We start from the raw sequence: 23,653 nt of genomic DNA on the forward strand, positions 1-23,653 counted from the left end.
TCATGATTCGGGTCGGTCCGCGAGCAATCGTTTCAGCCGTTCGTTCTCGGCCAGGGCTTCTTCCTTGGCTGCCCGCTCCTGCTCTTTGGCCTCCCGCTCTTGCTCCTTGGCCTCCCGCTCTTGCTCCTTGGCCGCTCGCTCTTGCTCCTTGGCCGCCCGCTCTTGCTCTTTGGCCGCCCGCTCTTGCTCCTTGGCCGCCCGCTCCCGCTCCACGGCCTCCCGCTCCCGCTCCACGGCCTCCCGGGCCTGCTCCACCTCCGCGCGCAGGTCGGCAAATTCGAGCTGGATGCTCTGCTGTTCGCGCAGATAGTCCTGCCGCGCCTGGTACGCATAATAGGCGTGCTCTTTCTCGGAGAAAGCCTTCAGTGTGTTCATGGCTCGCCTCATCTCTGGGGTCTGCATCCACGCGGGCAGGGCGTCCTCGTCCAGGCGCTCCGCCTCGTTGAAGAATTTCAGCCAGCGCTGTTGCTCGGTTTCGACCGCGTCGGCGGCGAATTTACTCAGTTCCAGCAGCCAGATACCGCCATGGTCCAGAAAGACGCGACCGTGTTGGTCGCGCAACCGGAACTCGTGGGCATACTCCGGGGTATCCGGCAGCAGCGTCTGGCCCAGCAGCCAGATCGCGTAAGTGGGGCGCAGCTTGCGGTAGCTCTCGCCTTCCTTGATCTGGCTGCGATAGAGGTTCGCCCAGCCGTAGAGGATACGCGCCGGCAGGTCGCGGTGATTGAGCAGTTGGATCTCGACCTGGAACATCTGGCCGGTCGCGTCGCGGGCCTTGACATCGACGACGGTGAGCTTGTCATCAAGGAATTCCTTCTCGTTATAAGGGTTCTGGATCTCTACCGCGACGATCGGTCGGGGGAGGTCCGCGCCCAGGACGGCGTTGAGGAAATGGATCAACAGGTCGCGATTGGACTCCGCCCCCAGCAGGGCCTTGAAGACGCAGTCAACCTTGGGATCGATGGGATGGCGCATGTCGGCAGTGTAGACAAGCGTCACCGGGGCGACAAGCGCAGGCGTCGGTTACGCTTCGCTAACCCGACCTACCCGATTTCACGCAAATCACCCTCGCGGATGACCATCGCGCTGGAGATCAGCGGGGTCCCGGTCGCTCCGCGAGTTGCGCCCCCAGGCGGGCAAGGGCTTCTTCGGCGTCCCGCGCCCGCCCCTCGGCCGCGCGGCGGGCCTCGGCCGCGGCGTCCGCTCCTCGCCAACACCGCGCGGCCCCAGCCTCAAGAGGGCTGGAGAACATCATGCGAACGGGGCACGACACGCCGACGGCGTCCGCGCCCCGCCCGGCGCCCATTACACCATTGCAGCGGTTGGGCAGGTGTTCACCACCAAACCGAAGCGCCCGCGCCCCGCCGGTCGTCCGGGGAGGCGCGGCGGCGGCCGGCGAGGACCAAGGCCCCCAGCACAATCAGGAACAGCGGTGCCGGAGCGGGAACCCAGACCAGCCCGGCCAGGTGCTCGGCATCGTCGTAGTACACTTCATAGCCGGTGGGCAACCCGACTGGTGTGAAGCGGCCGGCCCCGGCCCATTGGCCCCACCGCGCGAAGACATAGGTGCCGTCGTCCGGGATCTGATCCCAGTTGAACGTCAGAAGCACCTCAGAGTCCAATAGCAAGGTCCCCGTGACCTCCAGGAGGCTGATGGCGCCGGTATCGGTCGGGTCGATCATCACGGAGAGCATACTGCCCGCGCGCATCGTCAGGCTGCCCTCGACCGTCAAATCGGCCGGGGAATACCTGCCGAGCCGAAACAGGCCGCCGGACTCCAGGATGACATCGCCCCGCAAGGTGCCGTCGCCCCACGCGGTGACCTCCTGTCCGGCCAGGACTGAAAAGCCGCCGACCACACCGGACGCGTCGATGATCCCGCCCCCGTCCAGGTCAAGCCAATGGACGCTGGAGATATCCGCGGCAGCGCCCACCACCAGGGTGCCTGAATAGGCCCCCAACGCATCGACACCCGCGACCCCGCCCGCGATCAGCGTGCTGCCGCTGCCGGCGTTGAAGACGTCGTGGTAGTCGTCAGTGTTGATCGGCGACATGTCGATATCGCCATGGATCTGGAGCCTGCCGGAGCCCCAATTCGCCATGCTCGAATTCCCCACCGAGTTGGCCATATCCACCTTACCGTTGACGATCAGGTCGCCGCCGTAGACGTCCAGCGCCGCGAAGGACCCGACGCCGGTGTGGGTCAGCGTCACCTTGCCGTCGATGGTCGTCGTCGCCGGTCCGAGCGCGAGCACCCGCGCCTGGGCAGCGGGCGCGCTGAGCGCGATGGAAATGTCGCCTTGGACCAGCACATCGCCGGGGCCGCCCACCCCCAGGATGGCCTGGGTGGCGCTCGTGTCCGCGGTGACGCCGCCGGTGACCTTGAGGGTCCCACCCAGCGAGACGAGCCCGAACTGGTTGAAGGCCGGGTCCGGCCCCGACGAGAGCCCGATCGGCCCGGCCAGGGTATTGTCACCTTGGCTGATGACCTGCGGCCTCTTGGTCGGGTCTTGCAGGGTCCGGTCGATGTCCCGACCGAGGAGGTTCAGGGCCTCGGGGACCGCGATATCGCCGGTGAGCCAGAGTGCCCCGGTCCCGGCCACGGTCGTGCCGACCGCGGGCGCCCCGAGTGCGTGGCCGCTCTGGACCTCGACCACCCCGGAACTGATGAGGGTGCTGCCGGTGTAGGTGCTGGCACCATTGGTCAGCACGATGGTGCCCTCCAGACCAGTGCCCCCGAAGGTGACCCCACCCGGGGTACCGGCGGCCGGATCGACCAGCGCGGCGTCGATGGCGAGCACCGTGCTGCTATCGGCGGCCTGAAAGGTGCCGCCGCCCTGCGCCAACGCCACGGCGCCCGCGAGCCTGACCGTGGTCGCACCGAGCGACGCATCGGCATCGACGATGCCGCCATTGAGCCTGAGGTCGGTGATGGTGGTCGTCGCGGCGGGGTTGAGCAGCTCGAGCCAAGCCCCGTTCGCAATCGTCAGGGACCGGCCGGCAAAGGTAACGTCGCCGCTCGTCGGGGTGCGCGTCAGGCTATCCTGCTGATCGTTCACATAGTCGTATCCGGCGGTCGGTGCGGTGCCCGCGGGCGGGGCGCCGCCGGGGACGCCGGCGCCCCAGTGTTGACCTTCGACCAAGGCGCTTTGGTCGGCCGCGTCGGACTGCGTCTGGGTCACGACATCGGCCGCGGCCCAGGTGCCGACGAGCAGCAAGCCCATCACCATGACCCACAGCGCGGTCGTTGCCCAGCGCGGGCCGGGAATACCGAGACGCGGGTTCATTGCGTCGCAGATCATCTTGATTACCTCACAGCACGATAGCAAGAAAGCGCGCCCGGATGCCGCGGGCACTGCCGACCCGGACACACGCAACGCCGACGCCGCCCGGGCCCGGCCTGGCCGCGATCAGCGCAGGACATCGATGCGCGACACGAAGCAATAGCCGTTGTGCTGCTGCTCGTTGGTGATCACCACCTGCACGCGCTTGCCGTTGGCCAGCGCGAGTTGCGCCTGGTCGAGCATGCGATAGGCACGCAACTCAGTGGTCAGTTCGCCGCTGCAACTGAAGGTCACCCAGTTGGCGCCGCAGCCGGGCAACCGCGTCGCCGGGTCGATGGACAGGGACGCCATACAGCCGCCATCGGTGTCGTCCGCGGTCACCATCACCGCATTGACGTAGGCGTTTTGAATGGTGACCGGCTCGGCGCCCGCCGGTGGGCCGACGAGCAACAGGGCGGTGGCGAGCGAAAGCGAAAACTTGGTCATAGTGGTTACTCCAGGTAAAGACGAAGCCGAGAGCGGGCACCGCTGGGGACTGCCCATCCACCGCGGTGGCCAGTCGGTCCAGCTCGGCGGCAGTTCGTTCTCTGATGCGTACGCCATTGCGTTGCCTGCATTCGCGGTCGGGACCGGCGCGCCGACCCTACCGCTTGATCGAGCGCCAGCCGCCGGATTGCGGCAGGCAGCCCCAGCAAAATGCCTTCTTGCCGATCGGGACCGCGGCTTGCGGCTGGTTCGGATCGGCGTCCGACGCCGCCTGGGTGCCGTCGTCGCCCTGAACAGGACCAGCGTGCAGCCCGGCCTCGGCGGGGGCCGCCGCCGCGCTCAACAGCAATGGCGGCACGTAGTGCGTGATGCTCTGGATACGCCAAGTGATGATCCAGGGGAGCGACGTCTTAGGCCGGAACGGCATCGGCAGGCCGATCTGATTCTCACCCTTACCGAGCGTCGGGTCGGCCAGCAAATAGGGCTCCGAGTACAGGTCCATCTGGTCGACGATCAGGCGATCGACCCTGGCCACCTCCGTGTGACCGAAGGTCCGGTGACTGAAAGGGTAGTTGATAATGGTCGGCTTGGCGACGATCAGTATGCCATAGGCCCCGTCGAAATTATCGCTGACATTGTCAAGCGTCTTCTGTAACGTAAGCGTATTTTCCGTCTTGGACGACCGAGCCAGATCGAGGCCATAGGAAAGATCGGCGGTCACCGGAAAGGACGGCACCTGGGACCCTGGCGACAACGAAACCTCCGACTTAAAGGAGTTGACGACCTTGACCTCAGTTGATTTCGAGTCCTTCTGTTGGAACGAAACGCTCGCTTTCGGGACGCTCCCGGTCGTGCCGTTGCGGGTAAAGGGTGGAACGCCCTCGATGACCCCCACGATGCTCCAGGCCGAGGGTACCTGCGTGGCGTCGCGAGCGGTATCGACGGCAGCGCTTTTGTCCAGCGCGATGTAACGGTCAGATGGGTAGGTGATCACCTGCAAAGTCAGCACCCGCGGATCGAATAATCTCGTCTGGGCGCTGCCGGTGACGGTAATGTATTGCCGCAAGTTGCCCGCCGAGTCCTTCTCATAGCCGGGGACGGCGGCGAAGGCACGCGACGGGTGGACCCAGCCAACGTCCGCGGGAAACAGGGTGCTCCCGACACAGTTCTGGTCGGCGCCGCCGTCTTGGCAGTCCCCCCCGTGACCCAATCCGTGAACTGCCCTTCGCCGTAACGGCCCACGAGTTGCCATTCCCCACGCCTGACGTCGGCGGCCAGATTGGAGGCATCGCTGAGAAATAGCTGCACGGTGCGGCGCCCTTGCTCCGTCCGCGCGTTATTTCGGCTCTCGATGCTCCCCGCGACCAGGGCGATCTCCGTCTGCGGGTGGACGCGCAAGGGCACATGGGGCTGTTGTGCCCAAGTCAATTTGCCATGGTCGTTCTGGTAGAGGGTCTGCATCGTGAGATAGCCTTGGTGGGTTGCCAGGGCCACCAGAATGGCGGGGCCGCTATCCGTCACAATGGGTATGGTGGCGCATTGCGTCACCCAGCCTCGCGGGGACTGGAAGGCGGCCTCCGGCACATCGATGAGCGTCATGGAGAAATCCTTGGTGTACCGGACATTGAGGGCACCGTCTTCCCCGCGAGTGAAGAACACCAGCCATTCCTCGCCGGCGCTGCCGACCGGGAGCGCACTGACGGCGAGACAGCTTCCCGTGCCGCCAATCACCTGGCTTGGCGGAGAACTGTTTTTCGGGAACCAGCCGTCCAGTACCGGGTCGTCCCCGAAGGGATTGAGCGTGTACATCCAGTACAATCGAGCGCCCCCCCCCGTATAGTCCGTTCAGGGTGAACAGGTAGAGGCGATCCCGCCAGGTCGCCATTGCCGGTATGCCAGACGGAGGGTACGCATTGGGTGACTCCTGGTGACGAGCGGGTTGGCGGGCGCAATCCGCACCCCGGGCGAACCCACCGCGGTGGGCTCGCCCCGGGGCCGCGCGCGTCCGGGCCGACCAACTAAGCGTACCCCGACATTCGTAGCGTTGCTTTCCTCGGGGTCCAGGATCTTTGTGCTGGCCGTCTCGGGTTTGTGGCGCGCCCGCAACACCCCATCTCCGCGGTTTGCACGGCGGCCGGGCCGCACGCGGTGCGCCGGTCCTGATCCCGGCGATCGTTCAGAGGCTCAAGAGCCAATCGTGGTAGGCGGGCAGGTCCGGCCGCGGGTCGGCGCCGAGCGCTGTGACGCCGCGTGCCTGGTCCGCGCCGCCCAGGGCGTCGCGCGGCGCGACGCCGAAGACCTCACGGAACAGGCGGGAAAAATGGCTGGCATTGACGAACCCCCAACGGCCGGCGATTTCGCCTACGCGCGGCCGGTGATTGCCCGGCCGCGTCAATTCACGGTAGCAGCGCAGCAGGCGCCGTTGCTGGATGTGGCGGGCGACGCCGCCTTCGCTCGCAAAGAGCCGGTAGAGGTAGGCACGGGAACAGTGAAACGTCCGGCACAGGTGCTCGGGATCGAGATCGACGCGCTCCAGATGATGCTCGATGTAGTCGCGTATCGCCACCGCCGTCGCCGCGGGCAGATAAGGGTCGGTCCGATCCGTGGTGCCGCTGCATTGGGAATCGATACAGGCGGCCAGGACGCCCAGCAGCGCCTGCGCGACATAGGGGGCCTCGCGACCGGGGAGCCCGGGCAGATTGCGCCAGGTGGCGGTGAGATGGCTGTTGAGGATGCGGCCCAACGCGGTGCTGCCGGCGATCACCGTCCCCCCGCAATCGAGGTGCTTGACGAAGGGGCGCAGCGTATCGCGGGGCACGACGAGCGTGAGGCACCGGAATTCAAGGTCGTTGGTGTGCGTCTCCGCGCCCAGGTCCAAGACCCCGACATCGCCCGCGCCGACGCGGACCGCGAGCCCCGCATGTTCTCCGCGATAGCCGCCCTCCAGATAGAACTGGACGAGGAAGTGGTCGACGCCGTCACGGTTGCGCATCCGCCGGTCGCGTCGAAACACCTGGGCGGCAGCCCGCGACTGTGCGAGCACGATCCCGTTGAACAGGCAGGCATCCACGGCACCATAGAAGTCACCCGGCCCCACCGGACGCGCATCGAACAGCGGGGCAATGCTGTCACGCCAGACCTCAATGGCCTCTTGCGGCGGCAGACCCATGGTATTGAAACTGCTGAAAACAATCGGTGAAATATCCTCGCCCGTGCCGGCGCTGGCCTGTTCGGTCATGTTGTCACCTGCGCTTGTGCTCCCGTCTGGCTTTCAGACTCAAGGTTGGTCTTGTAATGGTAGCGGGATCGGTGGTTTTGGGCCTTGATCATCGTTGCGGCCGCCGCCGGGGGGACGCGCCGGCGGCGAGGCGTTTGCCGTGAAAGTCGCGCAGCGACGCGGTGGGAGCGGCTTCAGCCGCGACGGGCCTCGCCGGCCGCCGCGCCGTTACAGGTGATCGCGACTTCACAGCGCGGCTGAAGCCGCTCCCACGGAGGATTCTCATGGATCACGGTGACGAACCACCGGTCACGGCCCTGAGCCGGACCAGGGCCGCGCTGACGCGGGGATCGACCGTGTCACCGTCAGCGCACATGCAACATCGCACCGCCCCCGTTCAGGCGGTAAACTCTGCGCCCTTTTTCCACTCCGACCGGCCCCGACCCGACACAGGACACCATGAGCGACATCATCATCGGCATCGACCTCGGCACCACCAACTCGGAGGTGGCGGTGGTTCAGGACGGCGTCTCGCGCGTCATCGAGGTGGACGGGGCCAGGCTCCTGCCCTCGGTCGTCGGTCTGGCGGACGACGGCACCCTGCTGGTGGGCCAGGCGGCCCGCAACCAGTTCGCCCTCTACCCGGAGCGCACCGTCCGCTCGATCAAGCGGCGCATGGGCGAGGACACCAAGGTCGCCATGGGGCCCGAGTCCTACACTCCGCAAGAGATCTCGGCCCTGATCCTGAAGCGCCTGAAGCAGGCGGCGGAGGTCGACCTGGGCCAACCGGTGACCAGGGCGGTGATCACGGTCCCGGCCTATTTCTCCGACGCCCAGCGCCAGGCGACCCGCGACGCCGGCGGACTGGCGGGGCTCGAGGTGGTGCGCATCATCAATGAGCCCACCGCCGCCGCGCTGGCCTACGAGGTGGACCACCCCCAGGGCAAGACCATCCTGGTCTATGACCTGGGCGGCGGGACCTTCGACGTGTCGGTGGTGCGGGTCGCCCGGGACGTGACCGAGGTCCTGGCGAGCCACGGCAACAATCACCTGGGCGGCGACGACTTCGATGACCGCATCATCGACCACCTGGTGGAGCACCTGCGCGCCCAGGGCCATGACCCGCGCGCCGAGCGCTCCGCCATGGCGCGCCTGACCCGTGCCGCGGAGGCCGCCAAGATCACCCTGTCCGACGCCCCCTTCGCCCTGATCCAGGAGGAATATCTGCTGGAGCGCGACGGGGCGCCGGTCCATCTGTCGCTGGAGCTGGCGCGCGAAGACTATGAGGCGATGATCGAGCCCTATCTCCGGGAGACCCTGGAGGCCGTGCATATCGCCGTCAACGGGGCCGGGCTTACCGTCTCCGACTTAGACGAGGTACTGCTGGTGGGCGGGGCGACCCGCACGCCGCTGGTGCAGCAGCGCCTGGAGGCGGCCCTGCGGATGCAGCCGCGCGCCGAGGTGGACCCGGATCTGTGCGTCGCCACCGGGGCGGCGATCCAGGCGGCGGTGATTGCCGGGGTCCAGGTGGCCAGCGTGCTGGTGGATGTGACGCCCTATACCTTCGGCACCAGCGCCCTGTCCATCCTCAATGGGGAGCCCTATCCGTATACCTATTGCCCCCTGATCCGCAAGAACACCCCGATCCCGGTGACCAAGAGCGACGTCTTCGAGACCATGCACGACGGCCAGCGCTCCATCATCGTCCAGGTCTACCAGGGCGAGGACCCGGACGCACTCAACAACACCGAGATCGGCTCCTTCCGCATCGACGGACTCTCCGACGTGCCGGCCGGCAACCTGATCATCACCACCTTCTCCCTGGACGTGAACGGCATCCTGCATGTGAGCTCGCGCGAGAAGCGCACCGGGCTGGAGGCGCAGATCACCATCGACAACGCCACCGCCCGCTTCACCGGTGACGCCTTGACCGCCGCCCGCGACCGTCTGTCCGCACTCATCGACGGGTATGAGTACGAGGGCGCGACGGACGCGGACCAGGACGGCGCCACGGACGCGGATGGCACCGCGGCAGGGGACGTCGCGGGTGAGCGGCGCGAGGCGGTCGCCGCTCGCGCCCTGGTGGAGAAGGCCGAGCGCCTGCTGGGCGAGGCCAACGCGCAGGACCGCGACGACCTGGTAGACGGCATCGAGGCGGTGCGCGACGCGCTGGCGCAGGACGACCCGCGGACACTGGAGTCGGCGGTCGCCCAACTCGCCGATCTGATCTTTTACCTGGAGTCCTGACCGGAATGGACCGCTGCCCGAACTGCCGGGCCCGCCGCGAGGACGGGGAGACCTGTCGCCGCTGCGGCATGGAGCTGGCGCCCCTGCTCGCGCTGGAGCAGGCCGGCGATGAACTGATCAGGCGCGCCCTGGGCCAAGTCGCCGGGGGCGAGGTGCCCGCGGCGGTCCGGGCCCTGGAGGAGGCCCGCACACTCCACCCGGACCCCTTCATCGACCGCCTGTTGGGGTTTGCGCAGACAGTCCAGGACCAGCCGCCGCGCGCCGACGCGGACCGCGGCCGGTGGGCGCAGGTCAATGGCCACCCGCTCTATTACCTGCGCGCCGGGACCGGCGCGCCGGTGCTGCTCCTGCACGGGGGGGGCGACTCGGGCGAGCACGCCTTCGCCAATCAGATCGAGGCACTGATCGCCGCCGGTCACGAGGTCATAGCCCCCGACCAGGTCGGCCAGGGCCGCACCCCGGACCTGCCGGGGCCGCTCTCCTACACGGCGATGATGCAGGACACCGCCGCCCTGCTGGAGCAGTTGCGTCTCCCGCCCAGCGCCGTCGTGGGCTTCAGCGACGGCGGCATCCTGGGCCTGATGCTCGCCGCCCGCTATCCGGAACTGGTCGAGCGCCTGGCCGTGAGCGGCGTCAACCTCTCACCCGCCGGCCTGCCACAGGACCACCTGGACGCACTCCAGGCCGACAGCGACGCGGCCGGTCCCGCGGCGCGCGAAGAGTTGGGGGCCAAGCTGCGCAAACTCTGGCTGCACTCCCCCACCGCGGACGAATTGAGCCCCGCCCTGCTCGCCGCGATCCGCCACCCGGTGCTGGTGATGGCCGGCGACCAGGACCTGGTCCGGCTCGAGCACACCCTGGTCATCTACCAGACCCTGCCCAGAGCGCAGCTCTTCATCCTGCCGGATACCGGGCACGGGACCTTCGACACCCGGGCGGGCCTGGTCAATCCGGTGTTACTCCAATTCCTGGCGCGGTCGTAGGGTCCGCTGTGCGGACCGGCGGCGGCCGTAGGAACTCCGGATAACTTTGCACCCACACAACAGACCGGAGGTCGAGGCTTCAGCCAGATGCGGCGCCGCTGTCCGCTAAAGCGTCGGCCTCCGGTCGAATCGCCCCGGCCATCGTCGGTCGAGCCTCCCGGGCCGGATGGGGCATGCGCCCCGTCCGAAACCGGGCTGGACGGGGCATTCGCCCCGTCCGAAACGTTTTCTCGCTCCCAAGCAAAACGGCCTGGTGTTACTTGACGCCCTTGACGACCAGCTCGCTGGTGACGGATTTCACCTGGTTGACGCGAGCGGCGAGCGCAGTAGCCCGCTCGATGCTCTGCGGTGAATCCACCTCGCCGCTGAGCCGGACCACACCGTCGGTGGTGGTCACATGGATCTGCAAGACCTTAAGCAGTGGATCACCCAGTATCTCCGCCTTGATCTTGGCGGTGATCGCGGCGTCGTCCAGATAGTCTCCGGTCTTGGCGGCCTTCTCGCCGAGCGCCTCCTTGGCCTCCTGCATCTTCGTTCCGGTCTTTTCAATCATCTGATCGATTGATTTCCCCGCATCCTCGGCGGTTGCCGCCTGTACCAATCCAGCCACTGCCAACATCAGGGCCGGGAAGCCGACGCTCGCAAGCCGTCTGTGAAATAGATTCATCTTCAATCTCCTCTCGTGTTGTGTGTTTGCCTGTCAGAAAATCCGAATCACCCATCAGCAACGGCGCTTGATTCGGTGGACTGCGCCAGCGCTTGTCCACCCTAGGGCTGCAATCTCAATCAAGGCGCAGGAGTACGACGGGCGAGGGCCGGTGCGTGCAGCTACCTCATGAACAGCGCGATCAGAATGATGATCGGAATGGGGACGCCAAGGAACCACAGGAGCAACGAGCGCATGATAATCTCCGCGGGTTAAATTGCAGGCGGCGGTGAGAAGTCACGCTGCCGTCCGCCGTAGATGGCCACCAGGCTGGCACAGAAGGCCCCGGCGAGCAGCGAGACGAAGAGCCACAGTGAGGCATCGGCGGTCGCTTTGCGCGCCGTATCGGCAGCCTCTGTTGCCGTGGTTTGCGCCTCCCGCAACGTCGCCTGCAGGCGCGCGAAGGCTTCGGTGACCCGCTGCTCGGCGGCGGCTTGCGTCAGGCCGGTGCGCAGCGCGACGACCTGACCGACATAGCGAGTGTCTTGCTCCGGCATAGTCCCCGCCCGGATGTCATTGATGAAGATGCGGGCCACTTCCGCCGCGGGTTGCTCCGCGGCACTGGCTGCCAGGGCATCACGTCGGTCGGGCACAGCGGCGGCAGGCGCTGCGTTCAGGTCCTTGCGGAACAGGGAATCGACGAAATAGCCCATTGGACCACCCTCGCGGTCGGACTCTGCCATCGTGGTCGCTGCGACTGCCGTACCGGCGTCCTGCGCGGCGCCGACTTGAATGCCACTGCCGACGATGGACGTAATGACGGAAGCCAGTAGCGCGGCGGTCGCCAGCGAGGCGATGGCCCAGGCCAGAAAGCCATGCGCGGTGTCGCGGAAATAGACCTCGTCCGCCGGGACCGCGATCCAGCGCGTTCTCAGCCGGCCGGCAAGATAGCCGCCCAGCGCGGAAGCAAGGATCTGCGTGAAGATCACCCACAGGATGGTGGAGACACCGAAGGTATTCGCGCTGATCCCCCGATTCATCCAGGGCGACACCGCGGACAAACCCAGACCGGTTCCCAAGATCAACAGGATCAGCGACAGCGCGGCGGCCGCCGCGGCACCGGCCAGGATGGCGCCCCAGGCCACGGCGCTGGCGCCGGCTTGCAGGGCATCCGGTTCGACACCGGGCGCGAGGCGTCCATTTTCAAATCGATTGAGGACGACGGCTTGCGAGCTGGGCATGGTGAATCCTCGTGGTGATGACTATCGCAAGTGGAGAGCATGGAACCGGGGCCGCCGCGCATCTGTACGCCAGGGCACATAGCGGCAAGGATCTTCTGTTCGCTGCACAGTGTCGGCGCTTCCAGACCTAACGGTGCCCGGCCGCTGCTGCAAACGGTGCCTGTGCCCCTCTCCTACCACTGTCGGTAGTGCTAAAAGGCAACGCAAACACCTACCTGCCCCGACTCACCCGCATCTACCCGCACGACTCGCCCATCCACGACCCGCCCCTCGCGCCAGGCATCGGGCTTGGCGGCAGCGTCGGCTGGAGCAGCGGGTAACACGAGGGCAAAGCTGATTGGTTGATCCACCACCATCCGGCGATTCGTCTCGAAATACGCGCCCGAACCACTGATGTTGCGCGTGATGGCGTCGCAGTCAGCCAGCAGGACCGGATAGCGCAGCGGGCGGCGCACGGCGCAACGACGGTTATCGACGGCAAGCAGGGTCTTGGAAGTGGTGGGTATCATGACTTGGCGCTCGGGAATTCATGGATCAGGTACGGTAGGCCGGGCAGCGTGCGGCGGTCTGTTCGCTGAGCCACGCAGGGCAGTGGGTCGCCGCGCAGTGCCTTGAGATACCACTTATCGATGGAAGCCGGCGGCTCGCGCCGGCTTGGAGGGGGATCGGAACTGATGTGGTGACCGCGATCCCGGGTACGCTGTCGTTGTCGTTGTCGTAATCGAATAATCCGACCACGATTACGACAACGACAACGACGCCCGGTCCGTGAGAACGTCCGGTAGGGCCGTAGGGTCCGCTGTGCGGACCAGCAACCTCGCGGCAAGCAAGTCGGCAGAGTCACCAATGCCCCGCCCGCCCAGACCCCACTCAGCGCCGCCGATGTAACTCAACCGCCCTGGACGCCGCCCCCCAGGGTCTCCTCCAGGTCCTTGTGGTCTTTCAGCAAGGCGCCGAGATAGGGCATCCGCGTCAGGTCCTGGTCCTTCAGCGCCTGCTCCAGGCGGCTGCGCTCCACCCCCATGGCGAGCGCCAGCACGCGCAGCCACAGCAGCAGCTCGCCGGTCGCCGGACGCTTGCGCAGGCTGCGCCGGCGGATGGCGAGAAAGGCGCGGATGGCAAGCTCCGTCAGCTCGGGGCCGAGCGGGTCGAACTGCCCGGCGCGCACGGCCATCGCCTTCCGGACGACCTCGGGGTCGAAGGCGATGTGGTGATAGACACAGCGGCGCAGGAAGGGCTCCGGCAGGCGCCGTTCGCTGTTGGAGGTAATGAAGAGGATGGGCGCCAAGGTGCGCTCCGGGCGGATGCGCTCGCCGGTCTCGACCACCAGGAACTCCATCTGGTCCAGTTCGTGGAGCAGGTCATTCGGAAAGTCCCGGGGCGCCTTGTCGATCTCGTCGATCAGGAGCACCGCCGGGCGGCCCTGCTCACGGCCGTCGTCGAAGGCCTGCCACAGGGCACGGGGCTCCACATACTTGCTCTTGTCCAGCGGCGTCCGGTCCGCCCGGATATTGCTCAGATGGGCATCGTGGAAATAGCGCACCGTGTCGAAGTGGTAGAGCAGTTCGCCGGCGGTAGTCTCGGACTTGACCTGGAAGTGGAAGACCCGGGTACCGAGCCGGTGCGCCGCGTAATAGGCGGCCTGGGTCTTGCCGGTGCCGGGCTCGCCGGTGATCAGCAGCGGCTCCGCGACCGCGATGGCCGCGTTCATCGCCGTCACCAGGGCCTCGCCGGGGATGAAGAAGGGCGCCTCGGCGGCGAGCGAGCGGTCGGTGGTCACCCCCGGGCGACGGCTGAGCACGGCCGGGTCCGGCAGCGGCCCATCGGTGTCCGGGCGGATCAGGTTGAATGGATAATCCGGGTTCAATAGTCGTCCTCCTCTTCGGCGGTCGCGGGGGGGCCCGGCTCCGGCTCGGTCCAGGCGCGGTCCATCAGGGACCGCAGCTTCTCCACGGTCTGATCGTAGTTGCCTTCGGTGGCAACCAGTATCTGCCCCAGGACCTTCTCGGTCAGCCGCCGGGCGTGGGGAATGCGGTGGGTCTGCACAAAGGTCAGCAGGTGGTGCGGGGCCAGGCGCTCCAGTTCGTCCAGCAGTTGAAACACGGTCTCCTCCAGACGCAGTTCCAACAGGCCCTGTCGGCGCACCGACTCGCGAAACCCGGGCGGTTTCTCCACCACGAAGGAGATACCGACCAACAGGAACTGGCCCTCGTCCAGCAGGCCCGCAAGGCGGTGGTCGAGCCATTGGAGATACTGGCGCAGACGCCCCGGATCGATCAGGCGCTTGCCCAGGACCGGCTGATGGCGCAGATAGACCAGCACCCGCGCGCCATAGCCGCCCTCCGCGCGCTGCCGGATGCGCGCCGGGACCTCGTCCAGCCCCTGGACACCGAAGGCCTCACAGAGCATATCCTCAAAAGAACGTGCCGGGTCCGCCAGGTCATCGGGCCAGCGCGGCGCGATCTCCAGCAGTCGGGCGCTGTCCAGGTCCTCACGCAGTTGCACGTTCAGCCGGGTGTGGAACAGGTCCACGCCCTCCCCCGCCCGCCCGTACCAGACGAAGGCATGACAGCGCGGACGCCCCTCGCGCACCATGCGGCGCGCCTCGCCGGCCACCGTGTGGTATTGGCTCACGCGGTCGATCTTCAGATGCCAATAGGGGTCGTGGTCGGCCGCCAGGCGGACCCCGGGGGGCTCCGAATGCCAGGTGCCGTAGCCCGCGTGCAGCACCGGGGTCATCCAGCGGGCATCCGCCAGCGACAGGTCCGGGCCGCTGCGCCGGGCATAGAGGGTCGCGAGCGCGCGGTGCGGGGACTCGCCCTTGAGCAGCAGGGCGTCCCAGAGGGCCAGGGCCTGACCGCGGGCGGCGGCGATCATCGCCACGGTGCGATTGGTGACCACGGCCGGGATGCAGCGGGCGAGTTGGCGCCCGGCCCCCAGCAGGCCGCCCGCGTCCCCCTGGCAGCAGTTGATATAGGCCAGGAGCGGCGGGGTCTCCAGGTTGCCGAGTACCTGCGCCAGATCGGCCACCGGGCGGTCGTCCCGGCGGCCTTGCGCATCGGCGAACACCAGCCGGGTGCTCTCCAGGCCAGTGGCCAATCCATGGCCGTAGTAGTAGACCAGTTCGGGGCGGAAGTCGCGGCACTGCGTCAGAAACGCCTCCCAGGTCCGCGCCACCTGCAACTGACGGCCCTGCCGCAGGGTCGGCAGCCCGGCGCTGAGCAGCGTCTCCAGTTCATCCAGATGGGCCGCCGCCTGGGTCGGCGAGACACCGCCGGGCTCGGGCATCACGAGCAGCAGCCGCGGCTGGGGCGGCAGCCGGACCTCCGCGCGGCGCGCGCCGGAGCCCAAGGCCACCGACCAGCCGTTGGCGCAGCAGAAGACCCCGTCCCGGTACAGCAGCGGCCAGGGGAGGCGCGTGATGTGCTCGTCGTCGGTGTCGATCTGCAGGCGCGCCTCGTCGGCGTCGATGCGCTGGTCGCCGAAGACCTCCCGGTAGAGCCAGGAACCGATCTCCAATTGGCCGCGCTCGTCGAAAAACAGAGCCAGATCGGCGGGCTCGTAGTCCACCAGCGCCCGGACTAGGTCGCCCAGGGAGCGGGTCACGCCTTTGAGCGAAAGCAGTTGGGCTGAACCCAGGCGCATGTTGCCCAGGGTGCGGCTGAAAGGCTCGTCCGAACGGCGGACCAGTCCGGTCCAGCCGCCGTTGCGGGCGCGGATCTCCACGGTGATGTCCATCGGTTCCCCTCGGTGTTGGTTTCCGTCGCTCAGGCAGGGTAATACAAGAGCGCGCGGCGCGCGTCAACCAGCGGTTTCCCCTGCTGCCCGCGCGGCGCGCGGCAACCCGGGCCGGGCGCGTTGTCCTCTGGCTCCCACGCTCCTGCGTCCAGTTGGCCGACCGGACGCGGGGACGCCCGCTCGACACTCCCCTGCTTCCGCGTGGGAGCGAGAAGAGAGTTGCCGGTAGAGCCAGGAACCGATCTCCAATTGGCCGCGCTCGTCGAAGGCTTGGGCCAGGTCGTCGGTTTCGTAGTCCACCAGCACCCTCACCAGGTTGCCCAGGGTGCGGGCCCCACCTTTGAGCGGAATCGCCTCGACAGGCCCGAGGCGCGGGGCGTCCAGGCTGCGCGTGAATGGCTCATCCGAGCGGCGAACCAGACCGGTCCAGGCGCCGTCGCCGGTGCGAATCTCGACAGTGATCTCCATTGGTCTCCCGGGGTTTAGTTGCGGTCGCGGAGGCAGGGTGATACAGGGGCGGCGGGTGCGCGTCAACCCGCGACTGAGGCCAATCCTGGCCGGAATGCCGCGTTCCCAGTCCGAAACGTCTTCTCCAGAGGCAACCGGCTCGCGGCACGAATCCGCAACGGAATAAAGGTTCGGGACCGGGCGAATGCCCCATCCCGCTCGAGCAGGAATCGACCACCAGGGTGAGATTGATCGGGCAATTATCATGCCTAGAATTATGTAAATACCAGTACAATAAGAAAAAAGAGGGGCGAAAAGGGAAAAATAGAAGAGGGAAAAGGGTTATAAGTCCTGGGCGAGGCGGAAACCAAGATTGTCGAACCGGTACGACGGCGAGTACCCGCTCCGGTTGGCGGAACGCACCCACGCGGGCCTGCTGCTCCACGAGCCGCCGCGGAACACCCGGGGCAGTCCAGACTTGACATCATTATTGCTTATACAAACCTGCTCCTTCCCGTCATAGGAGGCGACATAGGCCGAGCAGGTCCATTCCCAGGCATTGCCCGCCAGATCGCAGAGCCCCCAGGCGTTGGCCTTGAAACTGCCGACCGGCAGCGTCTTGACAGAATAGACGCCGGTCTTGGCACTGCAGTTGTTGTAATCGCCAGTGCCGTTGTAGTTCGCCTGCTTGGTCGAGATGCAGTCGCCGGTGAAGAAGGGCTTGGTCGTCAGGGCACGGGCGGCATACTCCCACTGCGCCTCGGTAGGCAGCCGATAGGTCTTGCCGGTCTGCTCACTGAGCCATGTGGTATAGGCCCGGGCGTCGTTCCAACTCACGCAGACCACCGGGGAATCATCCCCCTGCGCGAAACCGACCGCGCGCCAGGAGAACGCCTTGACTTGCTGCCAGGTGCCGTTCTTCCAACCATAGCAGCCGTCACCCCGCTCCGCCTCGGTGCGATAGCCCTTGCCCGCCTCGGCGAAGCGCCGGAACTCGGCCACCGTCACCTCATACTTGCCGATGGCGAACGGCTGCTTGATCTGCACCTGATGCTGCTCCTCGTCATCGTCGCGCTCGGGCTCGGGCTCGTCCTTTGGTGAGCCCATCAGGAAGCCCCCGTCCGGAATTCGGACCATCGCGGGTCCCTCGCCGCCGGATTTCAGGGGATCGCGAAAGACTGCGAAGTCCACAACGACCGGCTCGAGCGCCACTTCAATGGGCTTGGATGACGTCTCCGGCCCCACGTCAAGCGCAAAGGACTGGGGCCGGCGATCGGCAGCCTCGACCCGCACCTGCCAGGCGCCGGAGTCCAGCATCACCGGCTCACCATGGCGGGCGGCGATAACCCGCCCCCCACGCGCCAGCGCGATACGCGCGTCCTCGGGGTTGGTGTGGAAGACCACGGCGATCACCCACTGGGCGGGACGGATCAACACCACCGGTGCGCCACCGCCCCGTAGCGCCGTCTCGGCCCCAACGGCGGCGAGCAGGTCCGACTCGAGCACCGGCCCCGCCTCGTCGGGCTCCAGCAGCCGCAGGACAGGCGCATACGCCAGATCCCAGGCGCCGGGCGCACCGGGCAGGATCAGCCAGGCCTGGAAACCCCGGTCGCCGGCGGAACGCCGCAGCGCCGCCCGGCCCGCGCCGTCGAGCATCGCGGCATCGCCGTAGATCAGCAGTTGGGCGTGACCCAGCCCGGGCCCCAGGTCCGCGGCGACTTGCCCCAGCGCGCCGTCCAGGGCCCGCGGGTCACGCGGGTCCGCGGTCAGCCGATAGACCCGGTCCACCGAGCCGCTGGCCAGCAGGCGGGACCCCAGCGCGTCGGCGGCGTCCGGCCTGCCCGGCGCCTGCACGGCCAGGGCGATGCTGAGCACCCGCCCCTCCGGGGCCAGGCTGCCGAGACGTTGGCGCCAGCCGGCGCGCGGGGGCGCGTCCGGCGCGATGTCATCGGGACAGTCCCGGCGCTCCAGCTCCAGCCCCGGGGCGCCCGCGGGTTCCCGGCAGGGCCGGGGGCGCTCGCCCCAACCGAGGGCCACCGTGAGTCGCTCGGTGGGGTCCGAAAGCTCCGCGACCGGATGGACGGTGCCGTTGGCGACCAGGGCCAGGCGGTATTCGCGCTCCGCATCCCAGGGGGCGGCGTCGATGTCGACCGGCAGACCCGGCGCGGCGGCTCGCTCCCGCCAGGGCTCCCCGGGCAGTCGCTCCTCGATCAGGGTGTAGAGGTTGCCCGGCGGCTCCCCCTGGGCCTGCCAGTCCAGCGCGATCCGGTCCGGGCCGACCGGGTCCCGCGCCTTGAAGTACCCCAGTCCACCGGCACCCAGGGCCACCGCGGACAGGAGTCCGACGACCGCCCAGCGCCCTGGCCCCAAAGGTTGGCGCCGCACCCGCCCCAGCCGCAGCCGCAGCGGGTCGCCGGCGATGCCGGACAGCCAGGCGCGGGCGCGGGGGTCGCTGGGCTGGCCCAGGAGCGGCAGCCGGCGTTCGCCGAAGGGCGCGAGCGCGTCGCGCAGCCCGTCCCCCAGGCTGGTCTGCGCCAGCGCGGCCAGGCGCCGGGCGTGGGCGGGATTCTCCGGCTCGCCCTCCAGTGCCAGGCGTTCCCGGGCCAGTTCCCAGGCGAGGAGGCGCAGGCTGTCCGGGTCCGCGTCCGGGCGCGCCTGGTCGATCTGTGCGAGCAGGAACTCGATGACCGCCCGGCGCCGCGCCGGGTCCCAGCGTGCGGCGAGCCCCCGGCGCAGTGCCCCCTGGACCTCCAGCGAGAAGTGCAGACCGGCCACCGAGCGGCCGGTGCCGGGCAGCGTATGGAGCCGCTCGATGGCCGCCGCGGGCAGGTCCGGAAAGAACCGCTCGCGCAGCCGCTCGGCCAGGCCCGGGGGGATGGGCTGCACCAGGGCGCAGGTCTGGGCCCAGGGGAGCGCGTCGCCCAGAGACTGCTCCAGGTAGGCGGCGAGGCCGGGCGCGTCGAGGCCCAACTCGGCGCGGCGCGGCGGGCTCGGCAGCCCGGCGCGCACGCGCGGCCCCTGGTCCTGTTCCGCAAGCGCCCCGGCACCCTGCTCGCCGACCAGGGCCAGGACCGCCCCCAGCACCCCGCGCGGGGTCGCCGGGTACAGCGGGATGCCGGCGGCGGCCGGGACCTGCGTGAAGGCGTCCCAGGCGCGGGGTTCGCGCGGGTCCAGCCAGGCGAGCAGGGGCCAGTGGCGCAGGCGCTCCAGGACCAGCCGGCGCCGGGCCGGGTCGAGCCCGCGCGCGTCGCTGACGATCAGCAGCAGGTGGCTGGTGCGGCGGTCCTCCCAGTCCTCCAAGTGGTGCGCCCGGCCCTCGGGGGTGGTGAATCGCTCCGGGTCGCCGCGGAAGCGGCCCAGGGTGCAGGCAACCCCGCGCGGCCCCAGGCCGGCGGCCAACTCCTCAGCCACCGGGTTCCACTGGACGGCCTGCGCGTACTCGTCCAGCAGCAGCAGGACCCCGCGGGGCCGGCGGCGCCGCGCGAAGACCAGGTGCGGGATGCCGTGGTGGGCCAGGGTCGCGCGCACCGTGGCGGCGACCGCCAGGCGCCCGCCGGGGGCCGGACCCAGGGTATGGCCCAGGGTGTCGGCCACCGCGTCCAGGGTCGCGGCGTCGAAGCGCGGTGCCGGTGCGCCGCCGACCTCGGCGATGGAGAAGAGGCGCGGCTTTTTGGGGTCTTCCTCCGGCTTCACAATGCGCGGGATGCGCACCCGGCGCCAGACCCAGACGCCGTAGAACAACAGGGCGAGCAGGGCGGCGGCGGCCGTGGCCGCGGGGGCGTGCCAGGCCTGGTCGGGCACGAAGGGGACCCGGGCCAGGGTCATCTCCGGGTGGTGGAACCTGGCCGTGGGGATGGGCGCGGGCGCGGGCTCGGGCTCGGGTTCGGGCTCGGGCTGGGACGGCGGCGGCGCTTCGGGTGCCGGCTTGGGTGTGTCCGGGAGCACGGGCGTCACCGGACCTGGCTGCGGCGGGACTGGGATGGGCACGGAGACCGAAGGCGGTGCCGGGCGGAGCAGGACCGCGATCCACAGGACGCCAACCAGTGCAATCAGGCCCAGCAACACCGCCAGTGGTCGCGGGAAGCGGTTGGGGTCCTTGGGCTTCGGGGTCGGCGCCGCGGACGGCACGGGCCGCGCGGGTGCCGGGCTCGGAGGGGCCTCGACCAGCGCGCGCAACTCGCTCAGGAGCAGTTCGAGGTCCAACGGCTCCCCGGCGGGCGGCGGCCGCTGCGCGAAGAAGCGGTCGAAACGCCCCGGCAGCGCCAGGGCCTGCTCCCGGTCCCGCGCCAAGAGCGCGGTGAGCAGGTCACGCAGGCGCGCGAGGGTCCAGTCCTGACGTGCCTGAAGGGCGGTGGCGATGCGCCGGTAGTCGGCGACCCCGACCCGGATGCCGTGGGTCGCGAGCGAGGCGAGGAAGGGCTCGAGGAACGGCGGCTCCTCAGCGGCCATGGGTGCGCTCCGCGACCCGCGGCCGCCGCACCGCGACGGGGTTCATTGCCGGCACGCGCATCACCGCATCCTCTGCGCCTGCTGGACCTGCGCCTGCTTGACCAACGCGCGGGTCGCCGCATAGGCGTCCCGGCAGAAGTCCCGGAACGGTGCTTCCAACTCAGGCCTGGGCCAGACACCACCCGGCGGGCGCAAGGGCCCGGCGGCGAGCTGATACTCGGCGATGCGGTCGATATAGCGCTTGCGGTCCTTCACATCGATCACCAGGGGCAGATAGCCGGAACGCAGGACCGGCACATTGGCGAGCAGCCGCGCCAGGCGCCCATTACCGTCCCAGAACGGATGGATGTGCACGAAACCCAGGTGCAGCCGCGCGTAGGCGTCGATCGCCGCGGGCTCGCCCAGACCGCCTTGGGACAGCCGATTCAGTTCCGCGAGCCACTGGGTCATCAGTGCCGGGACGTCCCCCGGAGCGGCGTACTCGATGAAGGTCTGGCGCCCGTCGGCGGTCACCGCGTAGGCCCCGTTGGGCTCCAGCTTCCAGGCCCCGAAGGGCTTGAAGATGTCCAGGATCACCTCGGTCTGAACGGCCCGGTGCAGGTCGAATAGCCGGTCCTGCGTATAGCCGGTATCCAGCCAGCGGTAGATCAGCTCGATCGCACGCGCATGACCCATCACCTCCTGATGGTCCTTGAGCGGCTTGCCCGAAACCGTGAGACCCTCTTCGATGACGAACTTGGTCTCACCGAGCGTCAGCGTATTGCCCTCGAGGGCCGTGGAACCGTGGGTCCAGAGGTCCCGGACCTGGGCCAGAAGGGCGCGCCGCAGGTCCGGGTCCAGTCCGGCGAAGGCCTTGAGGTCATTGATGTGCATCGTCACAAATCCGGCCCGATCACAAAATGCAGCCGCGCCGGCGGCAGGCCCCAGGTGCTGGGGCCCTGGTCCTTGGTCAGGGCAAAGGCCAGGTCCAGGCGGACCTGACCGATAGGGGTGCGATACCGTACGCCGAAGCCGACACTCTGGTTGTATTGCAGTTCATAGTCGGGGTCGAAGGCATTGCCGAAGTCGGTAAAGACGGCCGCGCTCCAGTTGCCGATGACCTTACGCTCCAGTTCCAGGCTGCCCACGGCCAGGAAGCGCCCGCCGATGGTCTCGTCGTTGATCGGGTCATTGGGACCCAGGGCGTCGAAGCCCCAGCCGCGGATGGAGCTGTCGCCGCCCGCATAAAAACGCCGGCTGGCCGGCAGGTCGTTCACGTTGCCGGCCCAGGTGGCGCCCAGATCGGCACGGGTGAGGAAGCGATAATTGCGCGTCAGGCGCTTGATCCATTTGAAGTCGATGACACCGGTCAGGTAGGAGGTCGGCGACACCACCCCCGCCACCGTCCCCAACACGCTGAATTTGATGCGATACCCCTTGTTGGTGTAGATCGGGTCGTCCGAGACCGTCTTGGACCAGGAGGCGATCGGGACCAGCTCATTGACCGCATCCTGCTCGACGTCATTGATCCGGTAATCCTCATAGCGGTAATCGATACCCAGATCCTGCCGCCAGCCGCCCGGGGTCACGATGGAGTGACCGAAATGGATCAGGGCGATCCAGCCCGACCGGGTGGTGGTGTCATAATAGCTGGCATCGGGATTGATGCGCAGATAGTCCCGCAGGGGGTCGCGGATCGGGATGCGATAGTCGAAATTAAAGCGTGAGAAGCCCTGGGACAGGGTCAGAAAGGTGCGGAAATTATCACCCCACCGGGTGATGTAGCGGCGCCGCCAGTCCAGGCTGACGCGCGGGCCTACATCAGTGGCAAAACCCGCGCCGACCCGAAACTTATTGGCCTTGTTGCGCGTTGCGATGACCTCGATGGGCACCACCAGGCTCTGACCCGTGAGGTCCTTGTGGGGCAGGATCTCCACCTGGCTGTAATACTCGGAGCCGAGCAGGCGCGCTTGCAGGCCCACCAGTTTATCCGGGTTGAAGACGTCTCCCGGCTTGAAGCGCAGGAAGCGCCGCAGCAGGGCGTCTGCCAAGAGATCCTGGGTGAAGGTGACCGGGCCGAAGAAATACAGCGGCCCGGTCTCAAGCGCGAAGTTCACCACCGCGGTGTCGCGCACGGGATCGACCAGGACCTGGTGCTGCACCAGTTGGTAGTCCAGATAGCCCTGGGAGGAGGCGGCGAAGCGCAGGTCGGACTTGGCCTGCTCATAGCGGCTGTGCAGCAGCACGTCCCCCACCTTCATGGGGAACTCCTTGGGGAAGGCCGGGTTCTCCGCCCCGGGGCCGGTCACCCGGTAGTTGATCGCGGTGATCCTGACCGGCTGACCGGGGTCGACCCGGTAGTCGGCGACCCAGGCCCCGTCGCGCCCGGCGGGCGCCGTCAGACTGTCCTTGACCTGCACCCGGTAGAGGCCGAAGGGGGTCAGGGCCTCGCGGATCTGATCGGCGGCCAGGCGGTGCAGGGCCAACAGGCGGGGCTCGGTCAGGCCCGGCTCATTGCGCTCCTGATAGATGGCGAGCAGGGCCAGCACGTTCGCCTGCTGGGCCCCGGCCAGGCCCGTGACGCGCACCTCGAGCCGCAGGGCCGCGGCCTCGCCCGCCCCCAGCAGCAGCCCGAGCAGCAACAGGTGCCACGGCCACCGCGGCAGGATGCGCCGACGCGGCACAGACCAGGGGCGGGACCCCGCGGCACCCGGACATTCGCACGGTCCGACCCCAATCAGTTTCACGAGTCCGGCACTGTTTTCCGAATGTGACAGGAGTTCTATCGTAGCAGAAACGGCCGCGCGTCCAGCAGGTCCGCGCGGCACCCAACCACCTGCCCGGGACCAGGCCGTCGAGTCGGCGCCGGGCGCGTCAGGGTCCCCCGCGAGGCGGCCATTTCTTGTACGATCAACCCCTGCGCAACCCAACCGGAG

General features: G+C 68.2%; 17 protein-coding genes. 2 read left to right on the forward strand and 15 right to left on the reverse strand.

Translation table 11 applies throughout. The features are described from left to right. The 6 genes from THSYN_RS18710 to THSYN_RS18740 form a co-directional block, all read right to left on the reverse strand. Entirely contained in the window at positions 1–975 is a 975-nt protein-coding gene (locus tag THSYN_RS18710) for an Rpn family recombination-promoting nuclease/putative transposase (RefSeq protein ID WP_100920454.1), read from the reverse strand. A gap of 359 nt (positions 976–1,334) precedes the next feature. After that, entirely contained in the window at positions 1,335–3,302 is a 1,968-nt protein-coding gene (locus tag THSYN_RS18720) for a hypothetical protein (protein ID WP_100920456.1), read from the reverse strand. Positions 3,303–3,410: 108 nt separating this feature from the next. Next, positions 3,411–3,770 (reverse strand): hypothetical protein, encoded by a 360-nt coding sequence (locus THSYN_RS18725; protein ID WP_100920457.1) that lies wholly within the window; start codon positions 3,768–3,770, stop codon positions 3,411–3,413. Positions 3,771–3,927: 157 nt separating this feature from the next. Further along, positions 3,928–4,836, reverse strand: a complete 909-nt coding sequence (locus THSYN_RS18730) for a hypothetical protein (protein ID WP_172965310.1) — start codon at positions 4,834–4,836, stop codon at positions 3,928–3,930. Continuing rightward, on the reverse strand, positions 4,773–5,579 hold the full coding sequence (locus THSYN_RS18735; RefSeq protein WP_100920459.1) for a hypothetical protein: 807 nt from the start codon (positions 5,577–5,579) through the stop codon (positions 4,773–4,775). Before THSYN_RS18735 ends, THSYN_RS18730 begins: the two co-directional genes overlap by 64 nt. Positions 5,580–5,946: 367 nt before the next feature. Next, on the reverse strand, positions 5,947–7,008 hold the full coding sequence (locus THSYN_RS18740; RefSeq protein WP_100920460.1) for a helix-turn-helix domain-containing protein: 1,062 nt from the start codon (positions 7,006–7,008) through the stop codon (positions 5,947–5,949). A gap of 438 nt (positions 7,009–7,446) precedes the next feature. Here THSYN_RS18740 and THSYN_RS18745 point away from each other — a divergent pair, with 438 nt between their 5' ends. Both THSYN_RS18745 and THSYN_RS18750 read left to right on the forward strand, forming a co-directional pair. Then, the gene (locus THSYN_RS18745) at positions 7,447–9,234 is read left to right on the forward strand and encodes an Hsp70 family protein (RefSeq protein ID WP_100920461.1); all 1,788 of its coding nucleotides are present in this window, start codon (positions 7,447–7,449) and stop codon (positions 9,232–9,234) included. Between the two features lie 5 nt (positions 9,235–9,239). Next, the gene (locus THSYN_RS18750) at positions 9,240–10,217 is read left to right on the forward strand and encodes an alpha/beta fold hydrolase (protein WP_100920462.1); all 978 of its coding nucleotides are present in this window, start codon (positions 9,240–9,242) and stop codon (positions 10,215–10,217) included. Positions 10,218–10,473: 256 nt separating this feature from the next. Here THSYN_RS18750 and THSYN_RS18755 read toward each other — a convergent pair whose 3' ends face one another. From THSYN_RS18755 to THSYN_RS18790, 9 genes are all read right to left on the reverse strand, one after another. Further along, positions 10,474–10,884 (reverse strand): BON domain-containing protein, encoded by a 411-nt coding sequence (locus THSYN_RS18755; protein ID WP_100920463.1) that lies wholly within the window; start codon positions 10,882–10,884, stop codon positions 10,474–10,476. Positions 10,885–11,135: 251 nt separating this feature from the next. Continuing rightward, positions 11,136–12,008: a hypothetical protein gene (locus THSYN_RS18760; RefSeq protein ID WP_216644578.1), complete on the reverse strand. Its 873-nt coding sequence runs from the start codon at positions 12,006–12,008 to the stop codon at positions 11,136–11,138. A gap of 287 nt (positions 12,009–12,295) precedes the next feature. After that, positions 12,296–12,613, reverse strand: a complete 318-nt coding sequence (locus tag THSYN_RS18765) for a hypothetical protein (RefSeq protein WP_100920464.1) — start codon at positions 12,611–12,613, stop codon at positions 12,296–12,298. Between the two features lie 380 nt (positions 12,614–12,993). Beyond that, the gene (locus THSYN_RS18770) at positions 12,994–13,971 is read right to left on the reverse strand and encodes an AAA family ATPase (RefSeq protein ID WP_157817778.1); all 978 of its coding nucleotides are present in this window, start codon (positions 13,969–13,971) and stop codon (positions 12,994–12,996) included. Further along, a complete protein-coding gene (locus THSYN_RS34105) occupies positions 13,968–15,842 on the reverse strand; it encodes a hypothetical protein (protein WP_157817779.1) in 1,875 nt (624 codons plus the stop codon). The genes THSYN_RS18770 and THSYN_RS34105 overlap by 4 nt, the downstream gene beginning before the upstream one ends. Positions 15,843–15,905: 63 nt before the next feature. Next, positions 15,906–16,310 (reverse strand): hypothetical protein, encoded by a 405-nt coding sequence (locus tag THSYN_RS18775; RefSeq protein ID WP_100920466.1) that lies wholly within the window; start codon positions 16,308–16,310, stop codon positions 15,906–15,908. Positions 16,311–16,631: 321 nt separating this feature from the next. Next, on the reverse strand, positions 16,632–20,738 hold the full coding sequence (locus THSYN_RS18780) for a formylglycine-generating enzyme family protein (protein WP_100920467.1): 4,107 nt from the start codon (positions 20,736–20,738) through the stop codon (positions 16,632–16,634). Between the two features lie 60 nt (positions 20,739–20,798). Further along, the gene (locus tag THSYN_RS18785) at positions 20,799–21,611 is read right to left on the reverse strand and encodes a Fic family protein (RefSeq protein WP_100920468.1); all 813 of its coding nucleotides are present in this window, start codon (positions 21,609–21,611) and stop codon (positions 20,799–20,801) included. 2 nt (positions 21,612–21,613) lie between these two features. Further along, positions 21,614–23,464, reverse strand: a complete 1,851-nt coding sequence (locus THSYN_RS18790; RefSeq protein WP_236848615.1) for an autotransporter assembly complex protein TamA — start codon at positions 23,462–23,464, stop codon at positions 21,614–21,616. Positions 23,465–23,653: the final 189 nt, after the last annotated feature.

The sequence above is a fragment of the Candidatus Thiodictyon syntrophicum genome, from assembly GCF_002813775.1.
In the GTDB taxonomy this organism is placed as follows: domain Bacteria; phylum Pseudomonadota; class Gammaproteobacteria; order Chromatiales; family Chromatiaceae; genus Thiodictyon; species Thiodictyon syntrophicum.